Consider the following 21,366-nt stretch of genomic DNA (forward strand, 5'->3'; position numbering starts at 1 on the left):
GTGGTAAAAATGATAAATGAACAATTAAAAATTGGTGATGTTATCGAAGTTGAAATTAAAAAAATTGGAATCAACGGTGAAGGTATCGGCTATTATCATAAATTAGCAGTATTTGTTGATAATGCATTACCAGGTGAAGTAGTTGATGTTAAGTTAACTGAACTTTATGAGACACGTGGTGTTGCTGAAATCATAAATATCAAAGTAAGTAGTCCAGACCGTTTAGAAGTGAAGTTCCCTTCATACGATGCATGTGGCGCTTACAGCATGCAACATTTAACTTATAAACGTGCACTTGCATTAAAAAGAGATATTTTAGTTAATGCACTGAATCGTTATGTGACATCAAAAATTAAATACGCAATGATTAAACCAACTATTGGTATGAGAGAACCATTGGGGTATCGTAATAAAGTTTCATTACCAGTTAGAAAAATAGACGGACATAACAAGTTTGGTTTATTTGCAAAAGGAAGCAATGAATTTATTCCTGTTAATGATACGCCGGTACAAAACCCAAGAATTAACGAAATGGTTCAAGCTTTAGAACTTATTATGGATGAAACAGGATTTGACGCTTATATTCAAAAAGATAAATCAGGTTTTGTAAAGTCAGTAGTCATTCGTCGTGGTCATTTCACAGGTGAAACTCAGGTATCTTTCCTACTCATGAAACATGATGAACGCATTGAGTTAGTTGCTGAGAAGTTAGTTCAAAAGTTCCCTGAAATTATGAGTGTTTATGAATTCTTAACAGATAATTATAAAGAACAAGTTTTCTTTTCAACAAATAGTCGCTTAGTCTACGGTAAACAAACAATTAACGAAAAAATAAATGGCCAAACTTTCTCATTATATCCAGAATCATTCTTCCAATTAAATACAGTGATGGCAGATAACTTCTATAATAAAATGAGAGAATTAGCAAACTTAAGTAAAGATGATATTGTCATTGATGCTTATGCAGGGATTGCCCCAGTGAGCCATTACATTGCTAAAGATTGTAAAAAGGTTTATGCAATCGAAATCGACCAACGCAGTGTTCAAAGTGCGATTTTATCTCTTAAACGAAATAACATAAAAAATGTGACTGTACTACAATCTGATTTTACAAAGGCGTTAAAAAACTTAGAAGAAAAATCAATTGATGCGATGTTCTTTGACCCACCTCGAACAGGTTTAGGATATGAAACAATCAAACAAGTCTTAAAATATAAACCTAAGAAGTTGATTTATGGATCATGTAATCCATCAACACTTGCTAAAGATTTAGAAATGTTATTAAAAGTGTATGATTTAAAAGAAATCGTGCCACTTGATATGTTCCCATATACACCGCTTGTTGAAAGTGTTTCATTACTAGTTTTAAAAGATGAGTAATTATTAAAGACTGAAAGAAATAATTTCAGTCTTTTTTTGTAAATAACTTTACATTAAAATTGATTACATATACAATAATTTTATGGAGAGATAATTAAGATAATCAAAACAAAATTAGAACAAATTCCGAGATACATAAGAATTATCATTGCCTTATCACTGGGTGTATTTTTATTTTTTATTGTTGATTTCTTTAATGGTAAGAATCTTTATCGCGGGAGTTTTGATTTAAATGAAGTTTTAACAATTGAAGAAAGTATTTCGAATCGAACAAAAACAGATGTTAATCAGTTAACACTCGTTGGTGAATTTATCATTAAGACAAATAAAGATGGTAAAATCACTAAATTTGAAATGAATGTTTATGATCGTTCTACAAGAAATTATTATGAAATTAAGATGAATGGATAAACTTTTAATTTTAAAAAGATAGAAAAGTTTTCAGGTAATTTATATAATACATACCTCCACGATGTTTTAAATACTTTCGCTTTAATAGATAGAAAAGATCGTGCTATTGAATTAATTTTTTCAGGAACAGTTGTTGATAACATTCATAAGTCAATCATGTATGATCAGTTTAGATACTCAAACGGAAAACTAGTTAAAGTAGAAGAAAAAGTAATAGGAAAATATATTAATTTTACTCTACTCGATAGAACAGATAATTCATACAATATTTCAGCTTCTGAATTATATTATATTAAGGCATAAAAAAATCCACTTTAAAAGTGGATTATTTTATTTTGATTCAGCAACCACAGTAAAACGTTGATTTAAGTGTTTTGGATGCTCAATCTCATCAAGTAGCGCAATCGCATAGTCAAGATAACTAACATAACTTTCTCCCTTAGCATTCAATATTAATTCATCTTTTCCTATGACATATTTACCAGTTTTTGGGCCATGATAATCAAATATCATAGCAGGAGATATAAATGTCCAATTAAGGTTAGAAGAACTTTCTAAGTCCAATAAATTCTTTAGTTGTCCATTGGCAATTGGATGAACAAATTCCGGAAGTGTCTCTACCACTCTTTTTTGATGCAATTTATCTGTAAATAAGCTTCCAGCACCACCTACAACAATTAAACGGGTTTTGGTGTGTGCTAATGCATTAATCAGTAATCTACCTAATTTGATATGATTTGATTCAGTATCTTTATCTAGTGGAGCGCCATATGCATTGACTAAAACATCTAAGTCTATAAAGTCCGCTTTAGTTAAGCTGAAGGCATCTTTTTCAATAACTTTTACTTTATCAGTTTTTAATTTAGATTTATTTCTTACAATCGCAGTAACTTCATGCCCTCTAGCAAGTGCTTCATTTAAAATTAACTCGCCAGCTTTACCGGTTGCACAAATAATTCCTATTTTCATTAATAATTCCTCCTTATTGCTTAATTCAAGTTTATCATATTTTTTTATTGAAATTGATTTTTAGAATTATGCTAAAAAGTTTAAACAAGGTATTGACAGTGTGAAAATCTTGACTATAATAATAATTGAAATAGCACTCTAGATTAAAGAGTGCCAATAACTGAATGGAGGTGTAATTATGTTAAAACCATTGAACGAATATGTGGTTTTATCGTTCGAAAAGGTTGAGTCAAAGACTGAGTCAGGCATTATCCTTTCAACTTCTGAAAAGGATAAACCTTCAATTGGTAATGTCGTTGCACTTGGTCCTAAAGTGAAAGATATCAAAGTAGGCGATAAAGTTGTATACCAAACATATTCAGGAACAAAAGTGAAATTTGATGAAAAGGAATATTTAATCATCAAAGAAGAAAATATATTAGCCATATATGAATAAAATTTAGTTAATTTAGTTTGAGGAGTGATAATGATGAGTAAAGAAATCAAGTATGGCTCAGTAGCTAAAGATGCTATCTTAAACGGTGTGAACAAATTAGCAGATACCGTCAAAATTACATTAGGTCCTAAAGGTAGAAATGTAATCTTAGAAAAATCATATGGATCACCACTGATTACAAATGATGGTGTATCTATTGCAAAAGAAATTGAATTGCAAGACGCTTATGAAAATATGGGGGCAAAATTAGTTTATGAAGTAGCTAATAGAACAAATGATGAAGCAGGAGATGGAACGACAACAGCAACTGTCCTTGCACAATCTATTATTCAAAAAGGCTTTAAAGCAATTGAACATGGTGCTAATCCAATTTTAGTACGCGAAGGTATGTTAAAAGCTGGAAAAGTTATTGCTGATAAATTATTAGAAAAATCAAGAATGATCAATTCTAAAGAAGATATACAAAGTGTTGCAAGTATCTCTGCTGGTGATAAAGAAATTGGTTCAATCATCGCAGAAGCAATGGAAAAAGTAACTAAAAATGGTATTATCACAGTTGATGAATCTAAAGGATTTGAAACTGAATTAGAAGTTGTTGAAGGTTTACAATATGATAAAGGATATATTTCGCCATATTTTGTTAACAACAGAGAAACTATGGCGATTGAGTTTGAAGATCCATACGTACTGGTTACAGATCAAAAAATTAAAACAATCCAAGAAATCTTACCAATTCTAGAACAAGTTATTAAAACAAACAAACCATTATTAATGATTGCAGAAGAGATTGAAAATGAAGTTACATCAACTTTAATTGTCAATAAACTTCGTGGAACATTTAATGTAGTGGCAACTAAAGCTCCTGGATTTGGTGACAATCAAAAAGAATTACTACAAGATATTGCAATATTAACTGGTGCAACATTCTATACAAAAGACTTAGATATGAAACTTAATGAAATGCGTTTAGAAGATTTAGGTAAAGTTTCTAAAGCAGTTATTAAGAAAGATACAACAACATTAATTGGTGGAAAAGGTCATAAAGATTCAATTGATAGAAGAATTGATGAAATTATGAACCAAGTTCAACAAGCAACATCTGAATATGACAAGAAGAAATACCAAGAACGTTTAGCTAAGCTTGTTGGTGGGGTTGCAATCATTAAAGTTGGTGCAGCAACAGAATCTGAATTAAAGGAAAAGAAATTAAGAATTGAAGATGCATTAAATGCTACAAAAGCAGCAGTTGCTGAAGGTATTGTTATTGGTGGCGGTGCCGTATTAGTTGAAATCTATGAAGCATTAAACCATAACTTCACTGATGAAAATCCAGATGTAAATAAAGGTATTCGAGCTGTTTTAGACTCATTATTAGTTCCTACTTATCAAATTGCTGAAAATGCTGGATTTGATGGTCAAACAATCGTAGAAATGCAAAGAAAACAACCATTAAATCATGGTTTTGATGCAAAAGAAGGTAAATGGGTAGATTTATTAAAGCATGGAATTATTGACCCAACACGTGTAACTAGAAATGCAATCTTAAATGCAAGTTCAATTGCATCACTCTTAATTACTTCTGAAGCAGCAGTTGTTGAAGTAAAAGAACCAAAAACTCAAATGCCAACAATGGATTATTAATCAATATAAAGTAAAGCAGTCACATCACTTGAACAGCCTCTTGTCAAGTAGACACGGTAAATAATATAAAATTAGATGGCCATATACCTATATTCTAAAGGTGTATGGCTTTTTAATTTGCGTTGTATTCTTTCTTGATTATAGAACTTAATGTAATCTTTAATTGCTTTTGTGAGTTTTTCTGATGAATCAAACGTTTCTAAATAATACATTTCAGATTTGATGATGCCCCATAAGTTCTCGATTGGTCCATTATCAATACACTTACCTACTCTAGACATACTTTGCACCATATTGTGTTTATCTAATAGATTCTTAAATGATCTGCTCGTGTATTGAAATCCCCTGTCACTATGAAACATTGGTTGAGCACCAGGATTCTTTTTCACTGCCTTATTAAAGGTTGTAAAAACGAGATGATTATCATTTCTATGATGTATATGATAAGAAACTACACTCTTATCATATACGTCTAATATCGCACATAAGTAAAGCTTTTGACCACTGTATCCATATTTAAATTCTGTAACATCACTTAACCATTTCTCATTTGGATTGGATGCACTAAATTCTCTATTTAATATGTTTTGTCCAACTTGTTCAGGTTTAGTCTTCAAGAAACCTGGACGTTTACGACGGATAATAGATTTTAAATTGTAGGCTCGCATTAAACGATAAATGTAGTTTTCTGAATGATTTTTTCCAGTATATTTATTGATGTTATCTCTAATACGTCTATAACCGTATTTTTTATTGAAATGTTTATAGTAGGTTTGTATAACTTCTAGCATTTCTTCATTCTTTGTTTCATAGGATGGTTTAATTCTGTTTGACCATTTATAATATGCAGATCGCGGTATACCTAACAGTTCACAGAGCCATTTAATATCGTAAACATCTTTAAAATAAGCTATTGTTTCATATGTTTCTTGGTTTCTAATCTTGTTAAGTGGGATTTGGCCTCCAACTCTTGTTTTTTTTTGAAGACTTCCTTGGCTGCCTCACTTAAATATAATTCTTTTTTTAGGCGTTCATTCTCACGTCTTAATTTTTCAAGTTCTGATAATTCATCAGGTTGTTTTTTTCGACCACGCTTGTCACTAAGTCCATCAACACCAAAAACTTGGTACTTTTTGTACCAAGTGTATACTTGTTGGTAGCTTACTTCAAACTTCAAGGAGGTACCTTGATAATCAAACTCATTTTGAATTAAGTATTCTACAATTTTAACTCTTTCATCTAATGTTGTTTTACGTCCCATAATATCGATACCACCTGATTCACTATGTGTAGTTTTGATATTATTATACCCTAATACCCATCTTGCTATTAATGACGGATTACGAATTCCATATTTTAGGGCTAAATCATAATATCTTCCAGCACCATTCCTATATGATTCAACAACTTCATTTTTTAATGTTTCAGTATAACTTTGATTCATACCTTGCATACGTAATGCTTCAGCACCAAACTTACTATATTTGAAAATCAGTACCTCTATTGCGCTTTTGCTTACGCCAAACTGACTTGCTAACTGTCTAAGTGACCCTTCGCCTTTCTCATATATCGTGCAAATAAGTAATTTTTCTTCATAACTTAATCGTTTGTTTTTTCTCAAAATAAAATACCTCCAAGTATTAACAGTAATAATATATATTTCTTTATATTATTTCCTGTGTCTACTTTAGAGGTATCATATCAACTTATGATGTGTCTGTTTTTTATTAATTTATTAGATAAATTGAAATAATTAAATTATAATAAAGGTGAAAATAAATCATAAAGGGTGATAAGTTTGAAAAAAATATTTATAGCAATTTTTTTTGTTTTATTGCTTGTTGCATGTCAGATGAAAGATCCATTAATTTTATTTGATACAGATGGGGCAGGAGAGATTCCTCCAATTAAGTTAAGTGAATTAAAAGAATTACCTACGCCTATAAAAAGTGGGTTTACTTTTAAAGGTTGGTATTTAGATTTAACTTTTGAAGAAGAATTTAAGTTAACTACCAAAGTAAGTAAAGATACAACACTTTATGCAAAATTTGAAGTTAATCCAACACCACCAATAGAAATTGTAATTATGCATGCAGCTTTAGAAGAGGTAGATCCTTTTCATCCAAATTATAAAGGTAAGTATAAAACTGAAAAACAAAATCTTCAAAGAGAAGTAGAAACTAAATATAATGTAACCATCACATATAAAACATATCCTTCTAGTGCAATGTGGGGTCCAAGTCGTATATCCGCAATTAGTGAAGGACATCACTTAAATAAACCTCTGGCAGATATTTATTCAGTATCATCTGATTGGATATCTGATTTATCTAGATTGGATGCGATTGCGTCAATCAATAAATATTTAAGTACTTATGGAAGAAATATAGATGAAAGATATGTACCATTTGTTTCTTATCGTGATCAAATTTACGGCTTTGAAGTTAGTAAGCCTAAAGTATCAAAAGGTTTATTCTATAATATAGATTTATTAAATGAACTTAATGTAGCTAACCCTGCTGAGTTATATTTAGAAGGCAAATGGACATGGTCTGAATTTGAATCATGGTCACGTGTTGTTCAAAATCAATTAAGTGCTAAAGGTGATAATTACTATGCATTAGGTGGACAACCGATTACTTGGGCAATGAACATGGTTCCATTAAATGGTGGGTCATTCTTAAATCTAGATGAGTTAACTGTAGACTTTGTAAAACCTAATTCAGTAGAGACTTTCGATTTTATTTCTGATTTACTATTAGATTATCAAGTATTTGAACCAAATGGAACTTATGATGCAGGCTCAGATGATTGGCTAAATGGTAGAGTACTTATTCATCCAGGAAGCCTACATTTCTTAAATGTTGGTAACCGTTGGTTAAATCGTTCATTTGAAATGGGCTTTGTGCCTTACCCTGTAAGTAACACTTACACAGGTGATTATGTGTCATTTGAATATGGCTATAACGTTTATGTGATTGGAAAATCAAATGAAGAGAAAGAAGAATTAGTCTTCAAAGTTTGGAATGAATTGCAGTACTGGCAAACTGATGAAGCATTAGAAAATGATTTAAAAACATCATTAAAAAAAGTCTTTGATGATGATTTATCATTAGAAGTTTATATGACAATCTATGAAAAAACATATCTTGATTTAATCGATATACTATCAGATAGCTTATACGCACCGAATGGTTTTATTACACAAATGAATGCTACAATTAAAGATAGAACAAGTGAAACTAAACTTAATGAAATAAAAGAGAAATATACCCAACTGATTGAAAACTATAAAAATAGACTATAAAGATGAGCACATTTTGTGCTCTTTTTTCTATATGTGTGAAGAAGCTTAAGTTTTTGAATAAATATTATATAATAAAGTTAGGGTATAGGAGGATTTCTAATGTATAAAACAGAAATTATTTCTAAGATAAAAGATAACAATGAAAAGGCGCTAAAAATGTCAGAATTGATCAATAAACAAGAAACAATTGGTTGGGATTTTGTGAATGCAATTGCAGTTAAAAACAATAGTGTTATCTTAGTTTTCAAGGAGAATCCAACATATAAATTAAATCAAGAAGTTAATAAAGGAATTAATACAGTTAAAGAAACAATCACTAAAGTCGTAGACTCTATATCAAAAAATAAGAACTAGAATTACTAGTTCTTTTATTACAAAATTTTTAAAGGAGGATATGTATGGCAGATAAAAAACTATTTAAAGAAATTGAAAAGAGATTAGACTATAAAATAGAGAAAATTAATAAAAATGAAATTGTCTTAAAAGAAGATGTTTTTAAAGATGGTAGATTAACAAAATTAGGTTATGTAAATCTAAAAGCACAAGCTGAATACATATCAACAAATGATGAAATTGATCTATTTATTCCATTTGCATATGAAGCAAAGTTTATGAATACATTAGAATATTTAGCAGCTTTAGAAATTGCTAGAATTAAAAGTGATCTAAGACAAGCAAGATGGATTGCAATCATTTTATTTTTAATCGGATTAGTTTTATTAATCATACCTACCATAATTCCATTACTACAACAAAAAGTCTTCAATGATATTGAAGTGATAATTAGTTGGGTATTTATTTGGTCTTCTGTTGAAAAAATGTTTTTTGAAAGAAATTCATTAAAAAAAGATAAGATGAAAATTCTACACATTTTATCGGCTAATATTATTACATATTGAATTATTTAAGGGGGAAAATTATGGACAAGTTTATTAATGTATATTATAGGTATTTTAAATTTGAGGCAATCTTATTCGGTTTAATAACATTAGGGTTATTAGGCTTAACTATTGTTATGTTTGTGGTACCTGGACTTAATCAAATGGTTTTTATGAAAATACTTTTTGTCCTTGCAACCTTACTTGGAGTAATTGCCACAACAAGACGTGCAATTCAGGCAATTAACCATAAGTATGTAAATGAAGATACGATTCAAAAAATAGAATTATCACTAGGACATCTAGATTTTCTTGGTATTGTAAGATACAGTTTTATTTTTGATAATAAAAGTCATTATACTAAAAAACATTTTTCTACAAAAATCTATGCAAAACTTGATAAACATGAATTTGAACAAATTGTATTTTATGCGGCTTACAACAAAAAAGCAACTTCAGTTGTATTATTAGAAAAAAGATAATTAATTAGACCTCTATTTAAGGAATACAAAATTGTAGAATTTTGATTTAAATGAATAGAGTCTATTTTTTTAAACTTCATGTATAATTATTATTAGTTAAAGGAAGAGATAATATGAGCAAAAAAAATAACATTTATTTTGATGTTTACTTACGAACTTTTCTATTCTATATCATCTGTGTATTGTTTGCAATTGGATTATCGATTGCTATTTTCCTTGCAACTGATAATAAATGGATAGCTATCTTAATTGATGTCTTATTAGTTTTACCGTTATTAGTGAAAACAATTTATTCTTTCCATCACTTAATTAAGTATAACTCAATGGATTTGACTAATTTAGAAGAGGTTAAACTTGGTCAAGTCTATGAGATGAATAGAACACTAGCTAAATTTAAATTCGTTTATATGGGAAAAGAACATTACACACTTGCAATTTTTAAGATTAAAAATGTAGGTGACTATACAGTAGATAAGTATAAGGATCGAGTTGTCTTAGCAGGCTATTCAAAAAAATATAATTCAGTATTTTTATTTAAAAAGTAACTAGAGTTCAAACTCTAGTTTTTTTTACATAATTTTTTTCTAAGTGCTAAATTATTGACTATTATAAAAAAATCAATATAATTGTTAGCATGCTAACTAATTTAGGAGGTCACACGTTGAAGAAAATTGGACTAGAGTTAAGAAACTTAATGAATCTAATTATGCGATTCACGCATAAAGAAGCATCGACTGAAAATATCTCTATGTCTCATGCTGCAATTCTAAAGTATTTGACAAAACATAAAAATGAAGAAGTCAATCCGAAAGATTTAGAAGAAGCATTCATGATGCGTAAATCAACAGTTTCCAGAATGCTTCAATTAATGGAAAGTAATGGATTAATTGAAAGATTAGATGATCCACAAGATTCCAGAAAGAAAATCATTAAGCTTACAGACCATGCTTCAAAACTTCATCATAAATTTGATGAAAAGTATGAAGAAATGGAAGTTGCAATGGCTAAGGATATTGCACCTGAAGATCTAGAAGTTTTCTTTAAGGTACTCGATCAAATTAAGTTAAATTTAAAAGAAGAAAAGGAAGAAGAAAAATAATATGCTAAAAATACTAAAACATATTAAGACAACTGAATGGCTGTGGATATTAGTTTCTATTCTCTTAATTGGTGGTCAAGTCTGGCTAGAACTTGAAATCCCTACTTATATGGGAACAATTTCAAAAATGGCTTTAGAAGGCAACGCCAATATTTGGGATATCGTAGTAGAAGGCTTAAAGATGCTAGGTCTAGCATTTGGAAGTTTAATTTCAGCAGTAATCGTTGGCTTAATTTTCGCAAGAATTTCATCTAGATTCTCAGCTAGATTAAGATCAATGATGTTTACAAAGACAGCAGACTTCTCAATGGAAGAAATCAATGCATTTTCTACACCAAGTTTAATCACTCGTTCTACAAACGATATTACACAAGTACAAAACATGATTTCAATGGGAGCACAATTATTATTAAAGGCTCCAATCCTTGCAATATGGAGTATTTATAAAATTTCGGGTTCACAATGGCAATTTACAGCAATCACTGCAGGTGCAATTTTAGCTATCTCAATCGTGTTAGTTGTGATTATTTTCGTTGCTGTACCAAGATTTAAACGTATTCAAAAGAATACAGATGAGTTAAACAAGTATTCAAGAGAAAACCTTGCAGGTTTACGTGTTATTAAAGCTTATAACGCTGAAAAGTTCCAAACTAAGAAAATTGACACAGTAAATGATGTTTTAATGACTGACGGTTTACTTGCTGGTAGAATTATGAGTTTAATCAGTCCAACAATGGCACTTGTTTTATCAGGTGTAAGCTTATCAATTTATTGGATTGGTGCACATTTAATTGATGGTATTCCATTTGTGAATATGTTAGACCGTGTAGATATTTATCAACAAATGATTATCTTCTCACAATATGCAATGCAAGTTATCATGGCATTCATGATGTTAGTAATGATCTTCATTATCTTACCAAGAGCACAAGTATCAGCTGGTCGTATCCTAGAAGTATTAAATAAGAAAACAAAAATTAAAGATGGTTCTCAACCATTAAAAGAGCATGTTAAAACACTTGAATTTAACAATGTTTCATTCCAATATCCTGATGCATCTGACCCAGTATTAGAAAATATTAGTTTCAAGGCAAACAAAGGTCAAACAGTTGCGATTATCGGTGCAACAGGTGCTGGTAAATCAACAATGATTAATTTAATTCCTAGATTCTATGATGTAACAGAAGGTGAAATCTTAATTAATGGTCAAAATATTAAACAATTTAAGGCACATGATTTAAGAAAGAAAATTGGTTACATTTCACAACAAGCATTCTTATTCAGTGGTACAATCGGTTCTAACGTTAACTACGGTTTAGAAGAAGAAAAAGAATTAGATTATGCACTAGAAATTGCACAAGCATCAGATTTTGTTAACAGCTTAGAAGAAAAAGGCAATTCAAGAGTTTCTCAAGCTGGTAAGAACTTCTCTGGTGGTCAAAAACAAAGATTATCAATTGCACGTGCGATTCAAAGAGATGCTGAAGTATTAATCTTCGATGACTCATTCTCTGCACTTGACTATCGTACAGATCGTAATTTAAGAAATGCGTTAAAAGAAAACTTAAACAATCAAATTACATTAATTGTTGCACAAAGAATCGGTACAATTAAAAATGCTGATGTTATCTTAGTCTTAGATGAAGGTAAGATTGTTGGTGCTGGTACGCATAAAGAATTACTAAAAGATAATAAAGTCTACAGAGAAATTGCATTATCACAACTATCAGAGGAGGAATTAGCAAATGAATAATGATGAACAAAAACCACGTCAAAGAACATCTAGTCATGGTCATGGCGGCATGGGCGTCGGCGAAAAAGCTAAAGACTTCAAAAAATCCTTCAAAAAATTATTAAATTATGTAAGAACTTATAGAGCCATCTTAATTCTTGCGATTATCCTTGCATTCATCGGAACAATCCTAAACCTTTTAGGACCTGATATGATTAAAACAATCACTAACGAAATCACTGCTGGTATGACTGATATCGTTAATGGTATTAATATTAAGAAAATTGATAGAATTGCAATCACATTAGTTATCTTCTATATTTTAGGTTTTATCTTTAACTATATTCAAGGTTTCTTCATGGTTACAATTGGTCAAAGAGTTTCTAACAAGTTTAGAAAAGAAATGGCACAAAAAATCAATAAAGTTCCATTTAAGTACTATGATACTAATAATATCGGTGATATCTTAAGTAGATTCACAAATGACGTTGATACAATTGCACAAACATTTGCACAAAGCTTTGGTACATTAGTAACTGCGATTACCATGTTTATTGGGTCAATTGTTATGATGTTCTATACAAACTGGTTAATGGCACTTACAGCAATTTTATCTTCAGTAATTGGTTTTGTCTTTATGGCAACAATCATTAAGGGTTCACAAAAACACTTTAAGACATATCAAGGTCAATTAGGTGCTTTAAATGGACACATTGAAGAAACATATACAGGACATACAATCGTTAAGGCTTATAACGGAGAAAATGAAGCAAAAGAACAATTTGAAACTATGAATAGAAAATTATTTGTTAGTGGTTGGAAAGCTCAATTCTTCTCAGGATTAATGATGCCTTTAATGAGTTTTGTTGGTAATATTGGATATGTTGCAGTTATTATTGTTGGTGCATTATTAGTTTCTAACAATAAGATTGAGTTTGGTGTTGTCTTAGCATTTATTATTTACGTTAGATTATTTACACAACCATTATCACAAATGGCTCAATCAATGAACGCTTTACAATCAGGTACAGCTGCATCAGAACGTGTATTTGAATTCTTAGAAGAAAAAGAATTAGCAGATGAATCACACAAGACTAAACAATTAACAAATGTAAAAGGTGATGTTAAGTTTGATCATGTTAAATTTGGATATGATGAAAACAAAATTATTATTAAAGACTTCTCTGCTAACATTAAAGCAGGTCAAAAAGTTGCCATCGTTGGTCCAACAGGAGCAGGTAAGACAACTTTAGTTAACCTATTAATGAGATTCTATGAAGTAAACGAAGGTTCAATTTCAATTGACGGTGTTGATACTAAAGAATTAACAAGAGAAAACGTTCATAACTTATTTGGTATGGTTCTACAAGATACTTGGTTATTTGAAGGTACTGTTTATGAAAACTTAGTCTTCAATAAGAAAGATGTAGATGCTGAAACTGTCAAGAATATTTGTAAGACAGTAGGTATTCACTTCTTTATTAATACATTACCTGAAAAATACAATACAATCTTAACTGACAAGTTAAACTTATCTGCAGGACAAAAGCAATTATTAACAATTGCTCGTGCAATGATTCAAAATGCTCCATTATTAATCTTCGATGAAGCAACTTCATCAATTGATACAAGAACTGAAGTATTAATTCAAGATGCAATGGATGCATTAATGAAGGGTAGAACTTCATTCGTAATTGCGCATAGATTAAGTACAATTAAAAATGCTGATTTAATTCTAGTAATGAAAGAAGGGGATGTCATTGAAAGTGGCACTCACGACCAATTACTTGCAGCAAACGGATTCTACGCAGAATTATATAATTCACAATTTGAAGAAAAATAAGAAAAAAAGCTTGCTTCGGCAAGCTTTTTACTTTGTAAAGATGAACTCAAATTCAGTTGAAAGTTCTTGATTAAATTTAAAATCATTAATAACTAACGATTTAATCTGATCGAGTGTTTGTATGTTTTTATTAACGATTTCTCTAGCAAATAAACCACGCATTTGTTTAAGTAATACAGTCGGTGTTGTTTTTTGATTTAATACTTTAAAATCAATTCGATATTTTGGTTTGATAATTAAATCTTCAAATTCTTTGCTTGTTAAATCAATTAATATTTCATTTTTGAACTCAAGTTTCATATAGTGAGTTAAATCTTTTTTCCAGTAGTGATAGAGATTTCCTAACATACGATGCGTAAAATCAATTCGATATTTTTTAATTTCTGCATCATGTGGAACTAAACCATACATTGCTGATAAAATGAAAATTTGATTATCTTTAAAGTTTAATGTTTCTGCATCTAAAGACTTATAAAGAATACCGCCATAGCGAATAATTGCTTGGCTTAATGTTTGTTCTTTATGGTAATAATCATAAACCTCATCTACTAATTTATCGGATAAGTCGAATTTTATTTTAATTTCATCTTTTTTAAATGATTTAATTTCATTAAATAATCTTTCTGTCTTATCTTTAAATAAAATAGATTTCCCTGGTTTGATTGAATTTGTAAAAGTTTTACTTGGTGAAATAAAAATAATCATATAAGCTACCTCTAAAACTATTATAAACGAATTTACTTTGATATAATCACAAATAAGAGGTTAATTATGGCATCTATTTTATTAGTTATTATTTATATAGCATTTATTAGTTTGGGTTTACCAGATTCTTTATTAGGTTCAGCATGGCCTGTAATTTATAAAGATTTAAATATACCAATTTCATCTATGGGCATGTTAACGATGCTGATTTCATTTGGAACAATTACATCAAGTTTGTTTGCGAGTAAACTTAATCATAAGTTTGGCTCTGGACTCGTCACTAGTATATCCGTTTTCTTAACGGCGATTGCAATGTTTGGGTTTAGTATCTCAAACTCACTTTTAATGCTTTCTCTTTTTGCTTTCCCTTATGGATTTGGTGCTGGTGCAATTGATTCGACATTAAACAATTATGTTTCACTCCATTATAAAAAGAAACATATGAACTTTTTACACGCTTTTTGGGGAATTGGAACTTTAGTAGGTCCATTTGCAATGAGTTATGCAATTTCAAATAAATTAGGGTGGCAAAAAGGTTATGAAGTTGTTGCAATGATTCAACTAGTTATCTCATTAATTGTTTTTGGATCATTATTTATGTGGAAGAAACAAAGAGAAGAACAACAAAATGAACAAGAACACTTAAACATTTTTCAAGTACTTAAAATAAAGCATATTAAGTATTTGATGTTTGCATTTTTACTTTATACAGGATTTGAAGCGACAATGTTTAACTGGGTAAGTACGTATCTTGTCAAAGATAAAGGAATTAGTGAGGATTTAGGTGCATTACTCGCATCAATTTTCTTTATTGGCATGACAGTAGGTAGAATCATTTCGGGTATATTATCAAATAAAGTGAAATCAAAACATATCATTCGTATTGGATTTTTACTTATTATAACTGGGATGATTGTAATCTTATTTTCATTTATATATTATCAAGTAGCAGTTTTAGGTATTATTATTGCAGGGTTAGGTGCTGCACCAATTTTTCCTTCAATTATTCATCGAACACCGAGTTTATTTGATAGAAAAAAATCTCAAGCAATAATTTCGATTGAAATGTTTTTTGCATATTCTGGAGTTGTACTTATGCCAGCTATTTTTGGTTTAATCGCAAATTACGTAACGATTCAATCATTACCCTTATATATTTTGATAATTATTATTATAAGTTTTATACTTTTAGAAACGCTCAACAAAAAAGTAAAAAACACATAAGTTTCAACTTATAGGCAATTAAGCGTTTCAATATTAGCCCACATGTTAAAATGAATATGAACTCATGGAGGTAAATATGATGATGAATATTGAAATATGGAGTGATTATTCTTGTCCATTTTGTTATATTGGGAAAAGAAAATTAGAGAATGCAATTAAAGAATTAGGTGTTGAAAATAAGATTAAATTGGTATTCAAAGCATATCAATTAAATCCAGATGCACCAGAAGTTGCAATTGATGGTATTGAAGGATTAAGCAAAATTAAAGGTATTCCAAAAGAACAAGTTAAAGTGATGTATGGTCAAGCAACAACTTATGCGAAAATGGTTGGTTTAGATTATCATATGGATAAAATTCAATACGTATCGACATACAAAGCTCACCGATTAGCAAAACTAGCTAAAAAATATGGTAAAGAATCAGAATTAACTGAACTATTAATGGATGGTTATTTTGTTAAAGGTTTAAACCTAGGTGATCATGATACTTTAACAAAACTTGCCACATCTGTAGGATTAGATGAGGAATTAGTAAAATCTATTCTAAATACAAATGAATTTGCCAATTTAGTGGATAAAGATATTGAAGAAGCAGAATCAATAGGCATACAAGGTGTCCCATTCTTTATTTTCGGAAGAAAATACGCTGTAAGTGGTGCACAAGATACAGCAATCTTTAAACAAGCAATTACTAAAGCACTCGAAGAAACTAAGTCCTTTACACTTTTAGATGAAGAAGACGCACCTAAATGTGAAGGTGATGAATGCTCTATTTAAAACACCAAAACATCAGTTAAAAACTGGTGTTTTTTCTTTTTAGTTAATAAATTTAGAAAAAAATAAACTTATAGTTTCTTTTAATTTTTTCTATGCAAAGCGTAAAATCAATTAAAAACCTTCATGCTATACTAAAAATAGTTAATGAATACTTATGGAGGTTTATATGGAATTTATCAAATTAAAAGATTTAAGTAGCGAAGCATATTATGAGTGTTTCTCTGATGCCTTTAGTGATTATGTGGGATTCAGACACGTCCCTTATCAAGATTTTATGAATATGATGAAGGTAAGAGGAATGGATCCAGAAATATCTTATGCAGCTAAAATAGATGGTCAACTAGCAGGTGTCATCATGAATGCTTATAAACAAAATGATGAAGCGAATATTGGATATGTTGTATCCATTGGGGTAAGACCAAAATTTAGAGGTCAAAAAGTTGCTCAAAGTTTAATCCTTCATTCCATTCATACTTTTAAAAATATGAAGATTCATTCCTATATGTTAGAAGTAATTACAATCAATGAAAAGGCATATAATTTATATACTAAATTAGGTTTTAAAAAGCAAAGAGACTTCCCATGTTTTAAAATTAATAAAATTGATAAAAAATATAAGGTGTATCCAATTGAGAAAGTTGACAAAATTGACTATAATGATGTTAAGGACTTAATGGATGTTATGCCTTCATGGCAAAACTCATTTAGTTCACTTAATCGAAATCCAGGTCAGTTTACATACTTAGTCGTAAAAGATAACGATAAAATAATTGGATATGCAATTAGTGATCTAAATAAACGCTCATTACTTCAAATTGCGGTACATAAGAATTACAGAAGACAAGGTATTGGAAGTAGTTTACTAAATGAACTCTTTACCTTATCAAATGGGACGCAATTAGGTATTTTAAATGTTGATGAAACATCAATTAGTTTAATTGAGTTTTTCAAACATTTTAAAGCGGAAGAGTTATTAAAACAATTCGAATTAGTTAAAGTCCTAGAATAGGGTGATTTGATGGGGAAAATAAATATTGGATTATTTATTGATACATTTTATCCAATGATCGATGGTGTGGTAAAAGTCGTAGATAGTTATGCAACAAGATTATCAAAAGTTGCTAACGTCTATGTTTTTTGTCCGAAAGGAAGAGATGCAAACTATAAAGACAAATTTCCTTATGAAGTCATTCGTTGTAAGAAGATGCCAATTCCCTTAACAGATTATGATTTACCACGGCCTAAACAAGATAAAGAGTTTATGGATAGATTAAACTCGCTTCAATTAGATATCGTACATATTCACTCCCCATATGCCATTGGCGAAGTCGGTGTAGAATACGCGAAAAGACGAGGCATACCAGTTGTTGGTACTTTGCACAGTCAATATCATAAAGATTTTCAAATGAGAACAAAGTCTAAACTTATATCTAAAGTCATGGTCAAAAAAATAGTTTCCTTATTAAATGAACTTGATCAATGTTATGCAGTTAATAAAAAAATAGCAGAAATTTATCATGGCTTTGGATTAAAGAAAGAACCCCTTGTATTAGAAAATGGAACTGATTTTGTTTATAGTAAAAATCAAAAAACAGTTCTTTACTTAAAATCTAAGCATGAAATTAAAGATGAAAAAGTATTTTTATTTGTTGGAAGAATTGATAAAATAAAAAATATCTATTTTCTAATTGATGTTTTAAAAGAACTTAAAGATAAAGACTTTAAATTTAAAATGATTTTTATTGGTTCAGGACCACATACGAATCAACTTGATTTCAAGATTAATTTTTATGGTTTAAAAAATGATGTCAAAATTTTAGGTAAGATTGCAGATAGAGAGCTACTTGCAGAATATTTTAATATGGCAGATTTATTTGTCTTTCCATCTAAATATGACACATCATCACTTGTTCAAATAGAAGCGGCAAGTCAAAAGACACCAACTTTATTTTTAGAAAATACGGTAACTGCATCAAATATTATTGACAATCGAAATGGATACCTAGCAAAGGATGATGTCAAAGATTATGCTAACCGTATTGTTGAGATTTTTAGTGATATGAAAGCCTATGAACAAGTCTGTGAAAATGCATATAAAGATTTGTATCGTAATTGGGATGATCTAGTAAAAAAGGTTTATCAAATGTATTTAGAGCAAATCAGTTTGAAAAATGCAGTAAATTCAACTAGGTAAGAAAAAAATAATCAAAATGTTGAGGAAACTCAACATTTTTTTATTATCACATGAAAATGAGTTAAAAATAGTTTATAATGAAGTTAAGAAACGACAAAAGAGGAATTAAAAATGTTCAAAAAGACAATTTTCAAATGGTTAATCATCTTATCAGCTTTAGCTGGCGTTTACTTACAAATGTTTGCAAGCTCAGTAGACTTTATGGGTGGTACATCCATGATGTTATATTTTACAATCCAAAGTAATCTATGGATGGCTATGATTGCAGCAGTAGGATTAATTTATATTTATCGTGATAAAGAAATGAAAGAAGGTTATTTTATATCGAAATATACTTTAACCGTTGGCATACTCATAACTTATGTGGTGTTTTCAATTTTACTAACCCCTTCATTACCTTTAAGTTATTTATTAACTCCATCAAATATTTTGGTTCATACTTTAACACCAATTGTTTCAATTTTAGATTACTTATTAAATGATCGTAGAATTTATCGTAAGAAACTTTATTTATTTGGCTTAATTACGCCATTATACTATATGATATTTGCATATATTATGTACGCTTTCGGTATAAAATTTAGTGGTAGTAATTTCCCCTACTTTTTCTTAGATTTCATTGATAATGGCTGGTTAACAATCTCAGATGGTAAAATTGGAGTGGTTTACTGGTATATTTTCATACTAGGATTGGTATTGTTAATTTCAGCAAGTTCAATAAAACTTAAGAAAATTATTGATAAGAAAGTCCCGATTTATGTGGCATCAACGATGATTGTATTAACTTTTTTAATGACATTACTACAAGCAATTAGCTAGGGAGAAAATATGTATCAAGAAATATATAATTTTTTAAATGAATGTGAACAAAACGAAAGTATTAAGAATATTAGTTTTGGAATAGTTAACGAAAATGAAGTATTATATCAAATGAATAAAAAACCATATCAAATTGATCAGCCTAGAATCATGTTTTCCATTACTAAATCATTTACAGGGCTAGCAATTGGAATGTTATTAGATGATGGATTAATAAATTTAGATGATAAAGTGTCAAAGTACTTTAAGGACTATTTTCCAAAGATTCTCAATGAAAATTTAGAAAAGATGACAATTAGGCATCTTTTGTCGATGTCAAGTGGATTAAAATATGAAAACTTTAAAGATGCATTAGTCGATGATGATTTTATTAAAACTTTTTTTTCTAGAGAATTCGTTAACAAACCAGGAAGTAAATACCTATATTCAACAAGAACATCACATATCTTATCAGCATTAGTTCGAATCACTACTGGAAAAACATTACAGGTATTTTTAGATGAAAGACTATTTAAACCATTGGAAATCACCAATTATTTTTGGGAAGAAACACCTGAAGGCAATAGTTACGGCGGAAGTGGATTAGCAATCACTCATGATGCAATGGCAAAACTAGGCATACTTTTACTTAATGATGGAGTTTATAAAGGTAAACGCATTGTTTCTAAAGCATTCTTAGATGAAGCAACCAAAAGCCAAGTCATTAAACAAGATAGTGTTGGGACTGAAGCATCAAAATCAAGAGGTATTTCATATGGATATCAATTCCACATCGTAAATGAGAACGAATATGCAGCAGATGGCATGTTTGGGCAAGTTATTTATGTGTTTAAAGATTTAAAAATAGCAATTATCTTAACCTCTCAAACGACTGATTTTGTTAAAATATATGCTTTAATTCAAAAACATTTTAGAAACTTTACGTTGTCAAATGATATCAACAAAGATCAGTTAGATCTATATGTTAAGACATTAACTTATGAAAAAGAATCATCAAATGTTGTTTTCAAACACGATTTAACATTTAAACTTGATAAAAATTCATTAAAAGTAAATTCAGTCCGTGTAAACAAAGATTTTATTGAGTTTACGCATGATGATGAATCAGTTGATCGATTAAATCTAAACGAACGAATTGGTTATTTAAGATTTATTAGAACGATTAATTATGAGCGACAAAAAGTATTTTTAACTGTTTTAGCCTCAAGCGAGGACAAGTTAGTTATTGAACTTACTCATTTAGAATCACCATTTATATCGCAGTTTATTTTTGAAAAGCGTGAATCTGAATCAATTTTTAGATTTGAACCTATCATTACTTTTTATTTAGATAAATTTGAACAACCAATTAGAAATCATTAGAAAATTGATGATTTCTTTTTTTTTATGACAAAAAAAGTGCATTTGATGTCATTAAAATTAAGTTAATAGTTTAACTTGTTACAATATACTTAATTTACATGGAGGT

Annotated in this window: 21 protein-coding genes; 17 read left to right on the forward strand and 4 right to left on the reverse strand. The window is 29.6% G+C overall.

All coding sequences use genetic code 11. The annotated features are described in order from the left end of the window. The first annotated feature begins 9 nt into the window (after nucleotides 1–9). Complete coding sequence (gene rlmD, locus EXC59_RS01250) at nucleotides 10–1,380, forward strand: 23S rRNA (uracil(1939)-C(5))-methyltransferase RlmD (protein ID WP_035369124.1); 1,371 nt, start codon at nucleotides 10–12, stop codon at nucleotides 1,378–1,380. 741 nt (nucleotides 1,381–2,121) lie between these two features. On the opposite strand, the gene EXC59_RS01260 is transcribed toward rlmD, so the two are convergent. Next, nucleotides 2,122–2,760, reverse strand: a complete 639-nt coding sequence (locus EXC59_RS01260) for an NAD(P)-dependent oxidoreductase (protein WP_035369126.1) — start codon at nucleotides 2,758–2,760, stop codon at nucleotides 2,122–2,124. Nucleotides 2,761–2,938: 178 nt separating this feature from the next. Between EXC59_RS01260 and EXC59_RS01265 the strand changes: the two genes are divergently transcribed. Beyond that, a complete protein-coding gene (locus tag EXC59_RS01265) occupies nucleotides 2,939–3,196 on the forward strand; it encodes a GroES family chaperonin (RefSeq protein WP_035369128.1) in 258 nt (85 codons plus the stop codon). 33 nt (nucleotides 3,197–3,229) lie between these two features. After that, nucleotides 3,230–4,837, forward strand: a complete 1,608-nt coding sequence (gene groL / locus EXC59_RS01270; protein WP_035369130.1) for a chaperonin GroEL — start codon at nucleotides 3,230–3,232, stop codon at nucleotides 4,835–4,837. 71 nt (nucleotides 4,838–4,908) lie between these two features. On the opposite strand, the gene EXC59_RS01275 is transcribed toward groL, so the two are convergent. Then, nucleotides 4,909–5,793: an IS3 family transposase gene (locus tag EXC59_RS01275; RefSeq protein ID WP_162849185.1), complete on the reverse strand. Its 885-nt coding sequence runs from the start codon at nucleotides 5,791–5,793 to the stop codon at nucleotides 4,909–4,911. After that, on the reverse strand, nucleotides 5,748–6,458 hold the full coding sequence (locus EXC59_RS01280) for a helix-turn-helix domain-containing protein (RefSeq protein ID WP_129614234.1): 711 nt from the start codon (nucleotides 6,456–6,458) through the stop codon (nucleotides 5,748–5,750). Before EXC59_RS01280 ends, EXC59_RS01275 begins: the two co-directional genes overlap by 46 nt. Nucleotides 6,459–6,635: 177 nt before the next feature. Between EXC59_RS01280 and EXC59_RS01285 the strand changes: the two genes are divergently transcribed. From EXC59_RS01285 to EXC59_RS01320, 8 genes are all read left to right on the forward strand, one after another. After that, nucleotides 6,636–8,144: an InlB B-repeat-containing protein gene (locus EXC59_RS01285; protein ID WP_035369642.1), complete on the forward strand. Its 1,509-nt coding sequence runs from the start codon at nucleotides 6,636–6,638 to the stop codon at nucleotides 8,142–8,144. A 99-nt stretch (nucleotides 8,145–8,243) separates the two neighbouring features. Then, the gene (locus tag EXC59_RS01290) at nucleotides 8,244–8,498 is read left to right on the forward strand and encodes a hypothetical protein (RefSeq protein ID WP_035369644.1); all 255 of its coding nucleotides are present in this window, start codon (nucleotides 8,244–8,246) and stop codon (nucleotides 8,496–8,498) included. A gap of 44 nt (nucleotides 8,499–8,542) precedes the next feature. After that, nucleotides 8,543–9,043, forward strand: coding sequence for a hypothetical protein (locus tag EXC59_RS01295; protein WP_162164049.1), 501 nt, complete (start codon nucleotides 8,543–8,545; stop codon nucleotides 9,041–9,043). 20 nt (nucleotides 9,044–9,063) lie between these two features. After that, a complete protein-coding gene (locus tag EXC59_RS01300; RefSeq protein WP_035369646.1) occupies nucleotides 9,064–9,504 on the forward strand; it encodes a hypothetical protein in 441 nt (146 codons plus the stop codon). A gap of 113 nt (nucleotides 9,505–9,617) precedes the next feature. Next, nucleotides 9,618–10,049, forward strand: coding sequence for a hypothetical protein (locus EXC59_RS01305; RefSeq protein ID WP_035369647.1), 432 nt, complete (start codon nucleotides 9,618–9,620; stop codon nucleotides 10,047–10,049). 116 nt (nucleotides 10,050–10,165) lie between these two features. Next, entirely contained in the window at nucleotides 10,166–10,603 is a 438-nt protein-coding gene (locus EXC59_RS01310; RefSeq protein WP_035369648.1) for a MarR family winged helix-turn-helix transcriptional regulator, read from the forward strand. A 1-nt stretch (nucleotide 10,604) separates the two neighbouring features. Further along, nucleotides 10,605–12,356 carry an ABC transporter ATP-binding protein gene (locus EXC59_RS01315; RefSeq protein ID WP_035369650.1) on the forward strand — a complete coding sequence of 584 codons (1,752 nt, stop codon included), beginning with the start codon at nucleotides 10,605–10,607 and terminating at the stop codon, nucleotides 12,354–12,356. Next, nucleotides 12,349–14,178 carry an ABC transporter ATP-binding protein gene (locus EXC59_RS01320; RefSeq protein WP_035369651.1) on the forward strand — a complete coding sequence of 610 codons (1,830 nt, stop codon included), beginning with the start codon at nucleotides 12,349–12,351 and terminating at the stop codon, nucleotides 14,176–14,178. Before EXC59_RS01315 ends, EXC59_RS01320 begins: the two co-directional genes overlap by 8 nt. Nucleotides 14,179–14,205: 27 nt before the next feature. On the opposite strand, the gene EXC59_RS01325 is transcribed toward EXC59_RS01320, so the two are convergent. Continuing rightward, nucleotides 14,206–14,883 (reverse strand): YaaA family protein, encoded by a 678-nt coding sequence (locus EXC59_RS01325; protein ID WP_035369652.1) that lies wholly within the window; start codon nucleotides 14,881–14,883, stop codon nucleotides 14,206–14,208. Between the two features lie 66 nt (nucleotides 14,884–14,949). Between EXC59_RS01325 and EXC59_RS01330 the strand changes: the two genes are divergently transcribed. The 6 genes from EXC59_RS01330 to EXC59_RS01355 all read left to right on the forward strand — a co-directional run bounded on the left by EXC59_RS01330 (nucleotide 14,950) and on the right by EXC59_RS01355 (nucleotide 21,260). Further along, a complete protein-coding gene (locus EXC59_RS01330) occupies nucleotides 14,950–16,107 on the forward strand; it encodes an MFS transporter (protein WP_035369653.1) in 1,158 nt (385 codons plus the stop codon). A 76-nt stretch (nucleotides 16,108–16,183) separates the two neighbouring features. Beyond that, nucleotides 16,184–16,885, forward strand: a complete 702-nt coding sequence (locus EXC59_RS01335; protein WP_162849164.1) for a DsbA family oxidoreductase — start codon at nucleotides 16,184–16,186, stop codon at nucleotides 16,883–16,885. 166 nt (nucleotides 16,886–17,051) lie between these two features. Further along, nucleotides 17,052–17,894 (forward strand): GNAT family N-acetyltransferase, encoded by an 843-nt coding sequence (locus tag EXC59_RS01340; RefSeq protein ID WP_035369654.1) that lies wholly within the window; start codon nucleotides 17,052–17,054, stop codon nucleotides 17,892–17,894. Between the two features lie 9 nt (nucleotides 17,895–17,903). Then, on the forward strand, nucleotides 17,904–19,079 hold the full coding sequence (locus EXC59_RS01345) for a glycosyltransferase (protein WP_035369655.1): 1,176 nt from the start codon (nucleotides 17,904–17,906) through the stop codon (nucleotides 19,077–19,079). A gap of 111 nt (nucleotides 19,080–19,190) precedes the next feature. Then, nucleotides 19,191–19,898, forward strand: coding sequence for a Pr6Pr family membrane protein (locus EXC59_RS01350; protein ID WP_035369658.1), 708 nt, complete (start codon nucleotides 19,191–19,193; stop codon nucleotides 19,896–19,898). 9 nt (nucleotides 19,899–19,907) lie between these two features. Continuing rightward, nucleotides 19,908–21,260: a serine hydrolase domain-containing protein gene (locus tag EXC59_RS01355; RefSeq protein ID WP_035369659.1), complete on the forward strand. Its 1,353-nt coding sequence runs from the start codon at nucleotides 19,908–19,910 to the stop codon at nucleotides 21,258–21,260. Nucleotides 21,261–21,366 lie beyond the last annotated feature (106 nt).

The organism is Acholeplasma hippikon, assembly GCF_900660755.1.
In the GTDB taxonomy this organism is placed as follows: Bacteria; Bacillota_I; Bacilli_A; order Acholeplasmatales; family Acholeplasmataceae; genus Acholeplasma; species Acholeplasma hippikon.

Bases quoted from the DNA above. Each gene is read 5' to 3' on its own strand.
- EXC59_RS01340 (WP_035369654.1), top strand. From the start codon at position 17,052: ATGGAATTTATCAAATTAAAAGATTTAAGTAGCGAAGCATATTATGAG.
- EXC59_RS01305 (WP_035369647.1), top strand. From the start codon at position 9,618: ATGAGCAAAAAAAATAACATTTATTTTGATGTTTACTTACGAACTTTT.
- EXC59_RS01300 (WP_035369646.1), top strand. From the start codon at position 9,064: ATGGACAAGTTTATTAATGTATATTATAGGTATTTTAAATTTGAGGCA.
- EXC59_RS01315 (WP_035369650.1), top strand. From the start codon at position 10,605: ATGCTAAAAATACTAAAACATATTAAGACAACTGAATGGCTGTGGATA.
- EXC59_RS01265 (WP_035369128.1), top strand. From the start codon at position 2,939: ATGTTAAAACCATTGAACGAATATGTGGTTTTATCGTTCGAAAAGGTT.
- EXC59_RS01345 (WP_035369655.1), top strand. From the start codon at position 17,904: ATGGGGAAAATAAATATTGGATTATTTATTGATACATTTTATCCAATG.
- EXC59_RS01355 (WP_035369659.1), top strand. From the start codon at position 19,908: ATGTATCAAGAAATATATAATTTTTTAAATGAATGTGAACAAAACGAA.
- rlmD (WP_035369124.1), top strand. From the start codon at position 10: ATGATAAATGAACAATTAAAAATTGGTGATGTTATCGAAGTTGAAATT.
- EXC59_RS01350 (WP_035369658.1), top strand. From the start codon at position 19,191: ATGTTCAAAAAGACAATTTTCAAATGGTTAATCATCTTATCAGCTTTA.
- EXC59_RS01330 (WP_035369653.1), top strand. From the start codon at position 14,950: ATGGCATCTATTTTATTAGTTATTATTTATATAGCATTTATTAGTTTG.
- EXC59_RS01290 (WP_035369644.1), top strand. From the start codon at position 8,244: ATGTATAAAACAGAAATTATTTCTAAGATAAAAGATAACAATGAAAAG.
- EXC59_RS01335 (WP_162849164.1), top strand. From the start codon at position 16,184: ATGATGATGAATATTGAAATATGGAGTGATTATTCTTGTCCATTTTGT.
- groL (WP_035369130.1), top strand. From the start codon at position 3,230: ATGAGTAAAGAAATCAAGTATGGCTCAGTAGCTAAAGATGCTATCTTA.
- EXC59_RS01295 (WP_162164049.1), top strand. From the start codon at position 8,543: ATGGCAGATAAAAAACTATTTAAAGAAATTGAAAAGAGATTAGACTAT.
- EXC59_RS01320 (WP_035369651.1), top strand. From the start codon at position 12,349: ATGAATAATGATGAACAAAAACCACGTCAAAGAACATCTAGTCATGGT.
- EXC59_RS01260 (WP_035369126.1), bottom strand. From the start codon at position 2,760: ATGAAAATAGGAATTATTTGTGCAACCGGTAAAGCTGGCGAGTTAATT.
- EXC59_RS01325 (WP_035369652.1), bottom strand. From the start codon at position 14,883: ATGATTATTTTTATTTCACCAAGTAAAACTTTTACAAATTCAATCAAA.